The sequence below is a fragment of the Stenotrophomonas mori genome, assembly GCF_023556335.1.
Taxonomy (GTDB): domain Bacteria; phylum Pseudomonadota; class Gammaproteobacteria; order Xanthomonadales; family Xanthomonadaceae; genus Stenotrophomonas; species Stenotrophomonas mori.
In genome coordinates, this window is record NZ_JAIKTS010000006.1 from 112,898 (window position 1) to 126,916 (window position 14,019).

Genomic DNA, 14,019 nt, shown 5'->3' on the forward strand with positions numbered 1-14,019 from the left:
ACGGCCATGCTCTGGGCCTGTGTACTGCTGCCGCAGCTGGCGCTGGACGCCGTCCTCCGCCGCTGTCCTGATCCACAGGCGCCACTGGCCCTGGTCGGTGGCCCGGCACAACTGCGCACCCTGCATGCGGTCAATGCCGCCGCGGCGGCCGCCGGCGTGCAGCCCGGCATGCGCCTGACCGCCGCGCATGCCTTGCTGCCCGGGCTGGCCCTGGTCGAGCACGATCCGCAGGCCGAACAGCGCTGGCAGCGTTTCCTTGCCGCCTGGGCCTACCGGCACAGCTCGCTGGTCAGCGCCCAGTGGCCCGGCTGCATCGTGCTGGAGGTGCGCGCCAGCTTCGCCCTGCTCGGTCCCTGGCCGCGCATCGAGGCACGGTTGCGCGAGGAACTGCGGCAGCTGGGCTTCCGCCACCGCATCGCGATGGCGCCGACGCCACGCGCCGCGCGCGTGCTGGCCGGCCTGCGCGATGGCCTGGCGGTGACGCAGCCGGCGGCGATGGCGGCCTTGCTGGACCGCGTGCCGGTGCGCCGCGCGCGGTTGCCGGACGATGCCGGCGAGCGCCTGCGGCACATGGGCATCGGCGACCTGCGCACGCTGCGCGCGCTGCCGCGCGACGCCCTGCGCCGCCGTTTCGGCCTGCCGCTGCTGGAACACCTGGACCGGCTCTACGGCCAGGCCGACGACCCGCTGGCGTACTACGCGCCGCCGGACCACTTCGACGCGCGCCTGGAACTGGGCTACGAGGTCGAGCGCCATACCGCGCTGCTGTTCCCGCTGCGCCGCCTGGTCGGCGACCTGTGCACCTACCTGTCGGTGCGCGATGGCGGCGTGCAGCGCTTCGTGCTGCGGCTGGAGCACGAGGAAGGCCACAGCGACGTGGCGGTGGGGCTGCTGGCCGCCGAGCGCGAGCCGGCGCTGCTGTTCGAGCTGGTGCGCAACCGCCTGGAGCAGGTGCGGATCGACCGGCCGGTGGTCGCGCTGCGCCTGCTGGCGCGCGACCTGCCGCCGTTCGTGCCGGCCTCGCGCGACCTGTTCGATACGCGCACGCGCCAGCAGCAGCCTTGGCCGCAGCTGCGCGAGCGCCTGCGTGCGCGGCTGGGCGACACCGCGGTGCACCGCATCGCGCCGACCACCGATCCGCGCCCGGAACGTGCCTGGCGGCCGCTGCAGGGCGACGAAGGCCGCATCGGCGAGGCCGCACCGGGGGGGCCGCCGCGGCCGGCCTGGCTGCTGCCGCGGCCGGTGCCGCTGCGCGATCCGCGCCCGCGCATCGTGTCCGGTCCGGAGCGGCTGGAAAGCGGCTGGTGGGACGGCGACGACGCGCGCCGCGACTACTACGTGCTGGAAACCTCGCAGGGCCAGCGCGCCTGGGCATTCGCGCCACCGGGCGAGCAGGGCGGCTGGATGCTGCACGGGTGGTTCGCGTGAGCCGGCGCGAATCGCGCGATTCGCATGCCGGCACCCGCGTGCCGCGTGCCTGGGAAGTGGCGCAGCGGCTGGGCCGCGAAGCCGCCAACGATGGCGCGCCCGGCGAGGAATCCCTGCCCGCCTACGCCGAACTGCACTGCCTGTCCGATTTTTCCTTCCTGCGGGGCGCGGCCAGTGCCGAAGAGCTGTTCGCGCGTGCGCGCGACTGCGGCTACGAAGCGCTGGCGATCACCGACGAGTGTTCGCTGGCCGGCATCGTGCGCGCCTGGGAAGCGGCGCGCGCCAGCGGCGTGAAGCTGGTGGTCGGCAGCGAGTTCGCCCTGGCCTGCGGCCTGCGCTGCGTGCTGCTGGTGGAAACCGCCGCCGGTTACACGCGGCTGTGCGACCTGATCACCCGCGGCCGCCGCGCCGCCGGCAAGGGCGATTACCTGCTGGAGCGCAGGGACGTGGAGGCGGTGCTGGGCGGCCTGGCGCCAGCGGCCTCGGGCCTGTTCGCGCTGTGGCTGCCGGGCCTGGAGCCGCAGGAAGAACAGGGGCACTGGCTGCGGGCGCGGTTCGGCGAGCGCGCGCACCTGGCGGTGGAGCTGCACCGAGAGCAGGACGATGCCGCGCGGCTGCAGCGGCTGCTCGCACTGGCCGAAGCCCTGCGGATGACGCCGCTGGCCAGCGGCGACGTGCACATGGACGTACGCCGCCGCCGCATGCTGCAGGACACGATGACCGCCATCCGCCACAACCTGCCGCTGGCCGACTGCGGTGCGCACCTGTTCCGCAACGGCGAGCGCCACCTGCGCACCCGCCGCGCACTGGGCAACATCCATCCGCCGGCGCTGCTGGACAACGCGGTGCGGTTGGCGCGCCGCTGCAGCTTCGACATGGGCCAGCTGCAGTACCGCTACCCCGCCGAACTGGTGCCGGCCGGGCATACGCCTGCCAGCTGGCTGCGCGAGCTGACCGTGCGCGGCATGCGCGAACGCTGGCCGGAGGGAACGCCGCCCGATGTCGCCCGGCAGATCGACGACGAGCTCGAACTGATCGCCTGCAAGCAGTACGAGGCCTTCTTCCTGACCGTGCAGGACATCGTGCGTTTCGCCAGGGAGCGCGGCATCCTGTGCCAGGGCCGTGGCTCCTCGGCCAATTCGGCGGTGTGCTTCGCCTTGGGCATCACCGTGGTGAACCCGGCCGAAAGCCGCCTGCTGATGGCGCGCTTCCTGTCACGCGAGCGCGATGAGCCGCCGGACATCGACGTGGACTTCGAGCACGAGCGGCGCGAGGAAGTGCTGCAGTACGTCTATGGCAAGTACGGCCGCCACCGCGCCGCGCTGGCGGCCACGGTGATCCGCTACCGCGGCAAGAGCGCGGTGCGCGATGTGGCCCGCGCCTTCGGCCTGCCGCCGGACCAGATAGCGCTGCTGGCCGGATGCCATGGCTGGGGCAATGGCGACGTGCCGATGGCGCAGCGGCTGCGCGAGACCGGTTTCGATCCCGGCAATCCGCTGATCCAGCGGCTGATGGCGGTCACCGCGCAGCTGCGCGGCCATCCGCGCCACCTGTCCCAGCACGTGGGCGGCTTCGTCATCGGCGACGCGCCGCTGTCCACCGTGGTGCCGGTGGAGAACGCGGCCATGGACGGGCGCACCATCATCCAGTGGGACAAGGACGACCTGGAGACGATGAAGCTGCTCAAGGTCGACTGCCTGGCGCTGGGCATGCTCACCTGCATCCGCAAGGCGCTGGAACTGGTGGAGCGCCATCGCGGCTACCGCGTCGACCTGGCAGCGCCTGCCGACGACGCCGGCACCTACGACATGATCGAGGCCGCCGATACCGTCGGTGTGTTCCAGATCGAATCGCGCGCGCAGATGAGCATGCTGCCGCGGCTGAAGCCCCGCTGTTTCTATGACCTGGTGATCGAAGTGGCGATCGTGCGTCCCGGGCCAATCCAGGGCGGCATGGTGCATCCCTACCTGCGGCGGCGGCAGAAGCAGGAGAAGGTGAGCTATCCCTCCGAGGGCATCAGGGACATCCTGAAGCCCACACTGGGTATTCCGCTGTTCCAGGAGCAGGTGATGGAACTGGTGATCCATGCCGGCTACGAGGAGCATGAGGCGGATCATCTACGGCGCTCGATGGCGGCCTGGGGACGGGGGGGCGACATGGAGCCGCATCGCGAAAAGATCCGCGGATTGATGAAGGGAAAAAACTACTCCGACGAATTCATCGAGCAGATCTTCGAGCAGATCAAGGGCTTCGGTTCCTATGGCTTCCCGCAGAGCCATGCCGCTTCGTTCGCCAAGCTGGTCTACATCAGCAGCTGGCTCAAGCGCCACGAACCGGCGGCCTTCGCCTGCGCCCTGCTCAACGCGCAGCCGATGGGTTTCTACTCGCCCAGCGAGATCGTGCAGGACGCGCGCCGCGAGGGCCGTGGTGGACGCCGTGGTGTGGAGGTGCGGCCGGTGGACGTGACCTGCAGCGGATGGGACAACACGCTGGAAGGCGGGCGGGTACGCCGCGGCGGGGACGACGACGCAGGGCAGGCGGCGGTCCGGCTGGGCCTGCGCCAGGTGGCCGGGCTGTCCGACGTGCAGGCGCAGGCCATCGTCGCCGCCCGCATGCAGCGCCCGTTCGCCGATGTGCGCGACCTGTGCCTGCGCGCCGGCCTGGACGACCGGGCGCGGCGCGCACTGGCCGAGGCCGGCGCGCTGCAGGCACTGGCCGGACACCGCCATGCCGCCCGTTGGGAGGTGGCCGGCATCGAGCGGCAACGGCCGCTGTTGCCCGGCAGTCCGGACGAGGAGGCGGTGACGTTGCCGGCGCCTTCGACCGGCGAGGACGTGCTGGCCGACTACCGCACGCTCGGCCTCACCCTTGGCACGCACCCGCTGTCGCTGTTGCGTGCGCGGCTGCGGCGCGAGCGGGTACTCGACACCGCCCAGGTCCGGCAGCTGCCGCATGGACGCGGCGCGCACGTGGCCGGCATCGTCGTGCAGCGGCAGCGCCCGGGCACCGCCAAGGGCACGGTGTTCGTCACCCTCGAGGACGAGCACGGTCCGCTCAATGTCGTGGTGTGGCAGGACCTGGCCGCGCGCCGGCGCAAGGTGCTGCTGGGCGCGCGCTTGATGGCGGTGCGCGGGCGCTGGGAACAGGTGGACGGCGTGCAGCACCTGATCGCCCGCGACCTGCACGACCTCAGCCACCTGCTGGGCGATCTGCAGACCCGCTCGCGCGACTTCCACTAGGGTGGCGTACGGGGGGCGCCCCCAACGGAGCGGCGCAGGCGGGGCGCCACCTTCGCAGCGCCCGGCAGCGCCGCCGATTCGGTGCTGCATGCCGCCCGGTGCCAGTACGCACTGGCGCTGACCGCCGCCGGAGGATGGCCACCGTCGGCACCGGCGCGGTATGCGGCGGGCCCGGCCACGGCGGCCCCTGCCGTTCTTCGCCCTCGGCCGGCGCCGGCGGCGTCCGCCCGCCCGGCAGCTTGACCGGCAGCGGAGCACCGCACCGCACCCCGCTGGCCGGGGTGCGGCTGCGCACGCCCAGGCGCCCGAAGAGCACCGACAGCAGCCCCGACCACTGCACGCTGTTCCGGGTTGAACACGCTGCGGGTCCGCGTGCCGACGCCACGCAGGCCGGGTAGCGGTGGATGACGAGGCTGCGTGGCGGAATGCCGGTGCGCCGTTCGGTGCCGGCGTCGTAGACATCGCGGTAGCCGTAGTCCTTCATCGGCCGCACCCGCGGCGATTCGAACACGCACCTCACCGCATGACCGCGCACGTAGGTGATCGGAACCGGGCTTGACCGGTGATGCGCCAGCGGGGCGGGGTCCCGCTCTACAAGAGGGTGAGGTTCTGTAGCGCCGGGCCGTGCCCGGCGGGCTTGGCCGGTGATGCGCCGGCGGGGTGGGGCCGGGCCTATGGGGAAGGGTCCAGGGGGCCGCGATCCAGCTGGCGGTAGCCGATGGCTTCGGCAAGGTGGGGGCGTTCGATGGGCCCGCCGCCGGCCAGGTCGGCGATGGTGCGGGCCACGCGCAGGATGCGGTGCATCGAGCGCGCGGACAGCTGCAGGCGCTCCATCGCCTGGTCGAGCAGGGCCCGCTCGGCTGCGGCGAGGACGCAATCGCGCAAGGTGCCGCCGGGATCCAGCCAGGCATTGGGCAGGCCTGCGCGCTGCAGCTGGCGCTCGCGGGCCTGCGTCACCCGCGCCCGCACGGTGGCGCTGGTTTCACCCGTTGCTGCCTGGCCATGCAGGTCGGCCGGTGGCAGGCGCGGCACCAGCAGGTGCAGGTCGATGCGGTCCAGCAGCGGGCCGGAGAGGCGTGCGCGGTAGCGTGCGATGGCGTCGCCCGGGCAGCGGCAGCGGCCACTACGGTCGCCGGCCCAGCCGCAGGGGCAGGGATTCATCGCCGCCACCAGCTGGAAGCGGGCGGGGAACACGGCGCTGCGTGCGGCCCGTGAGATCGTCACCTGCGCGGCTTCCAGCGGTTCGCGCAGGACTTCCAGCGTCGCCCGCTTCCATTCGGGCAGTTCGTCGAGGAACAGCACGCCGTTGTGGGCCAGCGATACCTCGCCGGGGCGCGGCATCGCGCCGCCCCCGACGAGCGCCACGGCGCTGGCGGTGTGGTGCGGTGCCCTGTAGGGCCGTTGCCGCCAGTGCGTCGGGTCCACGCCCTGCCCGCTGGCCGAGGCGACGGCCGCGGTCTCCAGGGCTTCGGTCTCGCCGGCGTCGGGCAGGATGCCGGGCAGCCGCGAGGCCAGCAGGGTCTTGCCGCATCCGGGCGGGCCGACCAGCAGCAGATGGTGGCCACCGGCCGCGGCGATCTCCAGTGCGCGGCGCGCATGCGCATGGCCGCGCACATCGGCCAGGTCCGGTTGCCGTGCCGGCCTGGTGGGCGCCGGCGCAGCGTCGGGCAGCACCTTTTCGCCGGCCAGGGCGGCGCAGACCTCCAGCAGGGTGCGCGCGACCTTGACCGATGCCTGCCGTGCCAGGGCGGCTTCGGCGGCATTGTCCGGCGCCACCACCAGGGTGCGCTGCGCCGCGGCCGCGGCGATGGCGGCCGGCAATGCGCCGTCCACGCCGCGCAGCTCTCCGGTCAGCGCCAGTTCGCCGATGAATTCGTGGGCGGACAGTGCCTGCCGGTCGATCTGGCCGCTGGCGGCGAGGATGCCCAGTGCGATCGGCAGGTCGAAGCGGCCCCCGTCCTTGGGCAGGTCGGCCGGGGCCAGGTTGATGGTGATGCGGCGTGCCGGGAACTCGAACCGGGCGCAGAGCAGGGCGGCGCGCACGCGGTCGCGGGATTCGCGGACCGCCGCCTCGGGCAGGCCCACGATCTGGGTACAGGGCAGGCCGCCGGACAGGTGCACTTCGACCCTGACCGGCGGCGCCTGCACGCCGGCGCGGGCGCGGCTGTGCACCAGTGCCAGGCTCACCGCGCCGGCCCTGCGGCGGTGCCCGGGTGGATGCGAATGCCGGCGTGCGGGGGGTGCCGGCCCGGCACCGGCCGCCGCCTACTCCGCTGGCGGGCGATGCCGACGGATGGGGGCGATGCGGGGGGCGGTCCGGAGGTGTGGCGCATCATCGGCAGATTCCACCTGCGTTTCGTCCGTCCACCGCCAACGGGCGTGCGGCATCGGCCGCGCGGTCGGTGACGGGGATTCTTCGGGAAGCCGGAGGACGCCGGCCGGCTGGCGGCATCCGCCCTGCCGGTTGGGCGGACCCGGGACGCTCAGGCGTCGTCGGGGGTGCGCGCTTCCAGCTGTGCGACGGCCAGCTCCAGCGCGTCCAGCTTCTCGCGGGTGCGCAGCAGCACGGCGCGCTGCACCTCGAACTCCTCGCGGGTGACCAGGTCCAGCCGGGCCAGGCCGGCCTGCAGGGCGCTCTTGAAGGTGGCCTGCAGCTCCTCGCGGGATTCGCGCAGTCCGGGCGGTACCAGGTCGCTCAGGCGGCGGGCCAGCGCGTCGATGTGGTTCAGGTCGATCATGGACGGTCTCCGCAGGGGCTGGTTGGCAGATTGGACACCCACCGCGGTCGCGGCCATCGGGCTCTGCAGCATGGAGCGGTAAGGATAGTCCTTCGGCGTCCACCGCGACATGCGGGCGCCGCATTTCCCGGCGGCGGAGGCTTTCCACGGCCTGGGCCGGGCACGTTATCCTTCACGGCCTGACCGTCCGCTACCCACAGGAACCCGACCGATGAAAATGATCATGGCCATCGTCAAGCCGTTCAAGCTGGACGACGTGCGCGAGGCGCTCGCCGAACGGGGCGTGGCCGGCATCACCGTCACCGAGGTCAAGGGGTTCGGGCGGCAGAAGGGTCATACCGAGCTGTACCGCGGCGCCGAGTACGTGGTCGATTTCCTGCCCAAGGTGAAGATCGAGGTGGCCGTCACCGACGCCCAGGCCGACGAGGTGGTGGAAGCCATCGTCAAGGCCGCCGGTACCGGCAAGATCGGCGACGGCAAGGTGTTCGTCTACGATCTGGGCAGCGTGGTGCGCATCCGTACCGGCGAAGTGGACGCGGACGCGCTCTGAGCCACGCCGGCCCGCGGGGGCGGGTGCGGCCGGCGCCTGAGCGGGCCAGGATGAGGCTGGACGACCGCAGCCTGCGGTGCGGTACCCCGGCGCTGCGGCGGCGGATGCCGTGGAAACCGGGTTTCCGTGTGCCGCCGCCGATGCTGGGATGCGCGTCGCGCCGCGGTGCCGGGCGGTGCGTTCTCCGCAGCCGTGTGGCGCCTGGCGATGAGGGTGACGGCCGGCCGCCGGAGGGCGACGCCGGCCATCGTGCAGGCCGGGCGATGCGCTTGCCCGGACGCGGGCCGGCCGTCGGCGAGGCGCTCCGCTCTGGCGCGGTTCCGGGCTGAACGCCAGGCAAGCGGGCCGCCGGCCGTGATGGACTGTTTCCGGATCCGGGCTTGATCCGGAAGATCCGGCCGCGGACCATGATCCACTCGCCATGCGACGACACCGTGCCGGCCGGCACAAGGACGCCGTTCCCCGGGGTGGCCTGCAGCGGAGGCCGCCCTGCTTCCCGTCCCCTGCCTGGATGGCCGGCGCTGGCCGGCGACTTTCGGATGATCAAGCCCACTCTGGTTGTGCTGTTCGTGGCCTGCGTACTGTTCGTGCAGTACCGCGGCAGGGTCCGCGCGCGCTGGTCGCGGCAGATCCTGGACCATTCCACCTTCATGGCCCCGGTCAACGCGGTGATGTACCTGTTCTCCAGGGTGCCGACCACGCCGTTCCTGGACCCGGGCGCGGTGTTCCCGCAACTCGAACCGCTGCGCCGGAACTGGCGGGTGATCCGCGACGAGGCGGTGGCGCTGCGCGACGCGGAGAAGATCGCGGCCTCCAGCAGCTACAACGATGCCGGCTTCAATTCGTTCTTCCGCCGCGGCTGGAAGCGCTTCTACCTGCGCTGGTACGGTCCCGCGCATCCGTCGGCCAGGGCGTTGTGCCCGAAGACCACCGCGCTGATCGAATCGATCCCCGAGGTGCGCGCGGCGATGTTCGCGCAGCTGCCGCCGGGCAGCGAGCTGCGGCCGCACCGCGATCCGTTCGCCGGTTCGCTGCGCCTGCACCTGGGCCTGAGCACGCCGAACGACGATGGCTGCTACATCGAGGTGGACGGCATCAGGAAGAGCTGGCGCGACGGCGAATGGATGATGTTCGACGAGACCTACATCCACCATGCGCACAACAACACGCCGCAGGACCGGGTGATCCTGTTCTGCGACATCGCCCGTCCGTTGCGCTTCGGGCTGCCGGGCCTGTTCAACCGTGCGGTGGCGGCGACGCTGCTGGCCGGCGGCGCGTCGCCCAACCTGCCGGGCGACCCGACCGGCGGCGTGAACCGCGCATTCGGCCACCTGTACACGCTGCGGCTGAAGGCCAAGGCGCTGCGCGAACGCAGCCGGCTGGCCTACTACGCGCTCAAGTGGGGCCTGGTGGCCGCGGTGGTTGTCGGCATCTGGGCGCTCTGAGCGCCCCGGCGCCGGGCCGGGGGGATGCTTCCGGTCTCTCCGGTGATGGATTTCCCGCGCACGCCGACGCGAGCGTCCAGAGGGGCCCCGCCGGCCCTGGGGCGTGCCCCGGCGGCGCCGGTCACGGCAGGAAACCCCGTGCCGATGTCCGCACGGGGGCCTTGGCGCACCGCGCTCCCTTCAAGGATGTCCCCGCCTGCGGCAGGCGGCCGGCGTGCCGGGCCCTGCCGTCTTCGTGGCCGGTCGCGGGGTGTCAGCGCATCGCGCCGAGTTGCCGTATCAGTCGCGAAGGGCCGACGCGACGAACGGCGGGGTGGCCAGCACGCCGGTGTGCAGCGCGGCGGTGTAGTACAGGGTGTCGAAGGCCTTGGTGCTCGAATCGGCCTGGCGGAAGTCGAAGCCGCGGCCGCCCTTGCGCGCCAGGGTCACGCTCCACCAGCCGGTCGGGTAGCAGGGCTGCGGGAACGGCAGGGTCTTGAACGAGTCGAAGCCGGCCTTGCCCATCTCGGCACGCATGTCGTTGATCAGCTCGAGCTGCATCAGCGGCGACTCGGACTGCTGGACCAGGATGCCGTCTTCCTTCAGCGCCCTGCAGCAGCTTTCGTAGAAGGCCTTGTTGAACAGGCCCTCGCCCGGGCCGACCGGGTCGGTGGAATCCACGATCACCACGTCCACGCTGCCGGCCGGGCAGTTGGCCATGTAGGCCACGCCGTCGTCGAACAGCAGTTCGGCGCGCGGGTCGCCGTTGGAGCGGCACAGCTCCGGGAAGTGCTTCTCGGCCATGCGCGTGACCTGCTCGTCGATATCGCACTGGGTGACGCTGGCCACGCCCGGGTGCTTGAGCACTTCGCGCAGGGTGCCGCAGTCGCCGCCGCCGATGATCACCACGCGCTTGGGCGCCGGGTGGGTGAACAGCACCGGGTGGCTGATCATCTCGTGGTAGAAGAAGTTGTCCTTGGCGGTCAGCATCATGGCGCCGTCGATGACCATCAGCTTGCCCCAGTCGGTGCTGTCGTAGATCTCGATCTTCTGGAACGGCGACTGCACTTCGTCCAGCTTGGCGGTGAGGCGGAAGCCGATGGCCGAGCCGGTCGGCTGGAAGTGTTCGATGAACCAGTTGTCGTGGGTGGTCATGGCGGTGGTCCTGGGAGGAGAGGGCGGTTCTGTTCCTCCACCCGTCGCTGGTGAAGGCGTGTCGCTGGCGGGCCGGGGCGGTACGCGGGGCGGCGGATGAACACGGGGGAGGGCCCCGTGCCGCCGGCCGCCGCGAGGCGCGGCTCCCGGCCCCTGTCCCGGCCCGTTCCCGGTCGCGGGAAGGGGCGCCGGGGGCGCGGGCGCGGATTGTAACGGACACCCGGGGCGCAGGCGTTAGAATGCGCCTCCTTTCACCCCTAGCCGAGAGTTGCTACGCCGATGAGCGATTGGTCCCTCGAACTGGCCCGCAAGGCCTATTCGATTCCGCACTGGTCCGACGGGTATTTCGATGTGGACGCCGCGGGACACGTGGTGGTGCGCCCGAAAGGCGCCGACGGCGCCACGGTGTCGCTGCCGGAGGTGGTCGCCTCGGCCCGCGCCGCCGGCGCCAGGCTGCCGTTGCTGGTGCGCTTCCCGGACATCCTCGGGCAGCGGCTGGGCAAGCTGCAGGCGGCGTTCGCGCATGCCCAGCAGGAGTGGGACTACACCGGCGGCTATACCGCGGTGTACCCGATCAAGGTCAACCAGCAGCGCGGGGTGGCCGGCACGCTGGCCAGCCACCACGGCGAGGGTTTCGGCCTGGAGGCCGGTTCCAAGCCCGAACTCATGGCGGTGCTGGCCTTGTCGCGGCCGGGTGGGCTGGTCGTCTGCAACGGCTACAAGGACCGCGAGTACATCCGCCTGGCCCTGATCGGCCGCAAGCTGGGCCTGCAGACCTACATCGTCATCGAGAAACCCTCCGAGCTGAAGCTGGTGCTGGAGGAGTCCCGGGCGCTGGACGTGAAGCCGGGGATCGGCGTGCGCATGCGGCTGGCCTCGCTGGGCGCCGGGAAATGGCAGAACAGCGGCGGCGACAAGGCCAAGTTCGGCCTGTCCCCGCGGCAGCTGCTGGACCTGTGGAAGTCGCTGCGCGACACCGAGTACGCCGACTGCCTGGGCCTGCTGCACTTCCACATGGGCAGCCAGATCAGCAACGTGCGCGATATCGCCAACGGCATGCGCGAGGCGACCCGCTACTTCGTCGAGCTGTCGCGGCTGGGGGCGAAGATCACCCACGTCGACGTGGGCGGCGGGCTGGGCGTGGACTACGAGGGCACCCGCTCGCGCAGCTACTGCTCGATCAACTATGGGGTGAACTCCTACGCCAGCAACATCGTGCAGCCGCTGGCCGAGGCCTGCGAGGCCAACGGCCTGCCGCCGCCGCGGATCCTCACCGAGTGCGGCCGCGCGATGACCGCCCACCACGCGGTGCTGGTCGCCAATGTCGCCGAGGTGGAGCAGGCGCCGGAGGGCCGCGTGCCGGAGGCGCACGACGATGAACCCGCGGCGATCCGCCACCTGCGCGAGATCCACGGCGAGCTGGACGTGCGCCCGGCGGTGGAGCTGTTCCACGAGGCCCAGCACTTCCATGCCGAGGGCCTGAGCGCCTATGCGCTGGGCCAGATCGACCTGCCGCAGCGGGCGCGGATCGACGACCTGTTCTACGCCGTAGCGCATGGCGTGCGCGCGCGCCTGAGCTACGACGAGAAGAGCCACCGGCCGGTGCTGGACGAACTGAACGAACGCCTGGTGGACAAGTATTTCGTCAACTTCAGCGTGTTCGAGTCGATCCCCGACGTCTGGGCGATCGACCAGGTGTTCCCGATCCTGCCGATCCAGCGCCTCGACGAGCGCCCGGATCGCCGCGGCGTGGTGGCCGACATGACCTGCGACTCGGACGGCATGGTCGAGACCTATGTGCAGAACCAGAGCCTGGACAGCTCGTTGCCGCTGCACGCGCTGGGGAAGGGCGAAAGCTACTGCATCGGCTTCTTCCTGGTCGGTGCCTACCAGGAGATCCTCGGCGACATCCACAACCTGTTCGGCGATACCGACGCGGTGGAAGTGGCGCTCGACGGCGACGGCTACCGCATCGCGCCGCAGCGCCGCGGCGACACCACCGACGTGATGCTCGACTACGTCGGCTACCAGCTGGACGACCTGCGCGCCGCCTACCGGCAGCGGCTGGCCGCGACCGCGCTGGCGCCGGCGCAGGCCGCCGCGCTGGAGGCGGAACTGGAAGCGGGCCTCACCGGCTACACCTACCTGTCCGACGAACCCCTGGGCTGAGCCCGGCGGGCAGGCGCCCCTCCCCGGCGTGCGGGAGGGGCGCGTCCGGCGCTGGCCCCGTGCGGGTCAGCCGCCCGGATAGGCGCCGTGGACGACGCGGCCTTCCAGCGTCTGTTCGTCCTTGACCAGGTTGTACAGCGGGCAGCTCTCCTCGACGGCATCGCGCAGTGCGAGGATGTCCTGCTCCGACGCCGGTGACGCGATCCGCGCCCTGTAGCGGAGGTCCTGGAAGCGTGCCGGGCCCTCCGCGTCGCGGCCGAAGCGCGGGCTCAGTTCCGCGTCGGCGGTCACTTCCAGCGCATCCAGCAGCACGTTGCGGGCCGCCGCCTGCACTTCGAAGATGTGCGCCGGGCAGGTGGTGGTGACGCCGATCAGGTGCTCTTCCGCGGTCGGGCCCAGGCCGTAGCCGAGCAGGCCCGGCGCACTGTCGTGCAGCTGCAGGTGGTAGCCGTCCTCGCCGATGAACACCTGCCGCAGCCCGGTGTGCGGCTGCACGCGCGCGCGCGCGACCAGCCTCTCCACCGTGGCGGTACCGGCCGCGGCCTCGCGCTGCTTGGCCAGCACCGCCGGGCGCTTCTCCTCGGTGATGAAGTCGCGCAGGCCCGGCGGCAGGCCCGGATCGCGCGTGGCCGGCGTCTGGACGTAGGTCACCTCGATGCGGCTGACCGGCTGCGCGCGGGTCACCAGGTCGATGGCCGAGGACTGCGCATGCACGCTGCGCTTGAGCGCCTGCAGCTGGGCATCGCTGGCCGGCGAGTCGATGTAGGCCACGTAGGAGAGGTCGTTCGGGTAGCTGAGGTTGGCGCTCTTGCGCCGGGGCAGGCTGGTGAACACCACGTCCAGGCCGTCGATCGGGATGTCCGCCACCGCCGCCTGCACCAGGTATTCGTCGGCGATGGCGCTGGACAGCACGCCCACCAGTGAATCCCACGAGCCGGCGCCGAGGTTGTAGCCGGCATAGTCGCGGCCGCTGTCGCTGAGGTACTGGAAGGTGCCGGACGGGCCGATGCGCAGGCGACGCACGCCCGAGCGGCTTTCGGCGGTGACCCGGGCATGGATGGCGGTGGGCGCGCCGGGCTGCGCGGATTGCGCCTGGATGGCGGCCTTCTTCTCGACCAGGTGGCCGCGCAGCGGCGAGCCGGACGCTGTGGCCGACGCCGGTGGCAGCAGCAGGGCCGTGGACAGCGCGGCGGCGGTGAGGGCAAGCAGCATGGGGCGTGCGATGGGCATGACAGGCGGGACTCCACGATGGGCCGGATGGCCGGGATGACTGCCGACTTTCCGTGCTCGCCTGCCGCCGCGGAAATAGCCGATGG

At 71.9% G+C, this 14,019-nt stretch carries 9 protein-coding genes; 5 read left to right on the forward strand and 4 right to left on the reverse strand.

From position 1 onward, the window contains the following. Positions 1 to 6: 6 nt before the first annotated feature. The gene (locus K5L01_RS14480) at positions 7 to 1,428 is read left to right on the forward strand and encodes a Y-family DNA polymerase (RefSeq protein ID WP_250065317.1); all 1,422 of its coding nucleotides are present in this window, start codon (positions 7 to 9) and stop codon (positions 1,426 to 1,428) included. Beyond that, complete coding sequence (locus K5L01_RS14485; RefSeq protein ID WP_336254148.1) at positions 1,425 to 4,667, forward strand: error-prone DNA polymerase; 3,243 nt, start codon at positions 1,425 to 1,427, stop codon at positions 4,665 to 4,667. Before K5L01_RS14480 ends, K5L01_RS14485 begins: the two co-directional genes overlap by 4 nt. Positions 4,668 to 5,339: 672 nt before the next feature. Here the strand turns inward: K5L01_RS14485 and K5L01_RS14490 are convergent. Next, positions 5,340 to 6,854 (reverse strand): YifB family Mg chelatase-like AAA ATPase, encoded by a 1,515-nt coding sequence (locus K5L01_RS14490; RefSeq protein ID WP_250065318.1) that lies wholly within the window; start codon positions 6,852 to 6,854, stop codon positions 5,340 to 5,342. A 296-nt stretch (positions 6,855 to 7,150) separates the two neighbouring features. Next, positions 7,151 to 7,405: a ubiquinone biosynthesis accessory factor UbiK gene (gene ubiK / locus K5L01_RS14495; RefSeq protein WP_250065319.1), complete on the reverse strand. Its 255-nt coding sequence runs from the start codon at positions 7,403 to 7,405 to the stop codon at positions 7,151 to 7,153. Positions 7,406 to 7,616: 211 nt separating this feature from the next. Between ubiK and K5L01_RS14500 the strand changes: the two genes are divergently transcribed. After that, entirely contained in the window at positions 7,617 to 7,955 is a 339-nt protein-coding gene (locus K5L01_RS14500) for a P-II family nitrogen regulator (protein WP_057635941.1), read from the forward strand. Between the two features lie 539 nt (positions 7,956 to 8,494). Then, a complete protein-coding gene (locus tag K5L01_RS14505; protein WP_250065320.1) occupies positions 8,495 to 9,400 on the forward strand; it encodes an aspartyl/asparaginyl beta-hydroxylase domain-containing protein in 906 nt (301 codons plus the stop codon). A gap of 279 nt (positions 9,401 to 9,679) precedes the next feature. Here K5L01_RS14505 and speE read toward each other — a convergent pair whose 3' ends face one another. Then, complete coding sequence (speE, locus tag K5L01_RS14510; protein WP_250065321.1) at positions 9,680 to 10,534, reverse strand: polyamine aminopropyltransferase; 855 nt, start codon at positions 10,532 to 10,534, stop codon at positions 9,680 to 9,682. A gap of 279 nt (positions 10,535 to 10,813) precedes the next feature. Here speE and speA point away from each other — a divergent pair, with 279 nt between their 5' ends. Next, positions 10,814 to 12,703 carry an arginine decarboxylase gene (gene speA / locus K5L01_RS14515; RefSeq protein ID WP_250065322.1) on the forward strand — a complete coding sequence of 630 codons (1,890 nt, stop codon included), beginning with the start codon at positions 10,814 to 10,816 and terminating at the stop codon, positions 12,701 to 12,703. A 66-nt stretch (positions 12,704 to 12,769) separates the two neighbouring features. Here the strand turns inward: speA and K5L01_RS14520 are convergent, their stop codons facing one another. Then, positions 12,770 to 13,933, reverse strand: coding sequence for an OsmC family protein (locus tag K5L01_RS14520; RefSeq protein ID WP_250065323.1), 1,164 nt, complete (start codon positions 13,931 to 13,933; stop codon positions 12,770 to 12,772). Positions 13,934 to 14,019 lie beyond the last annotated feature (86 nt).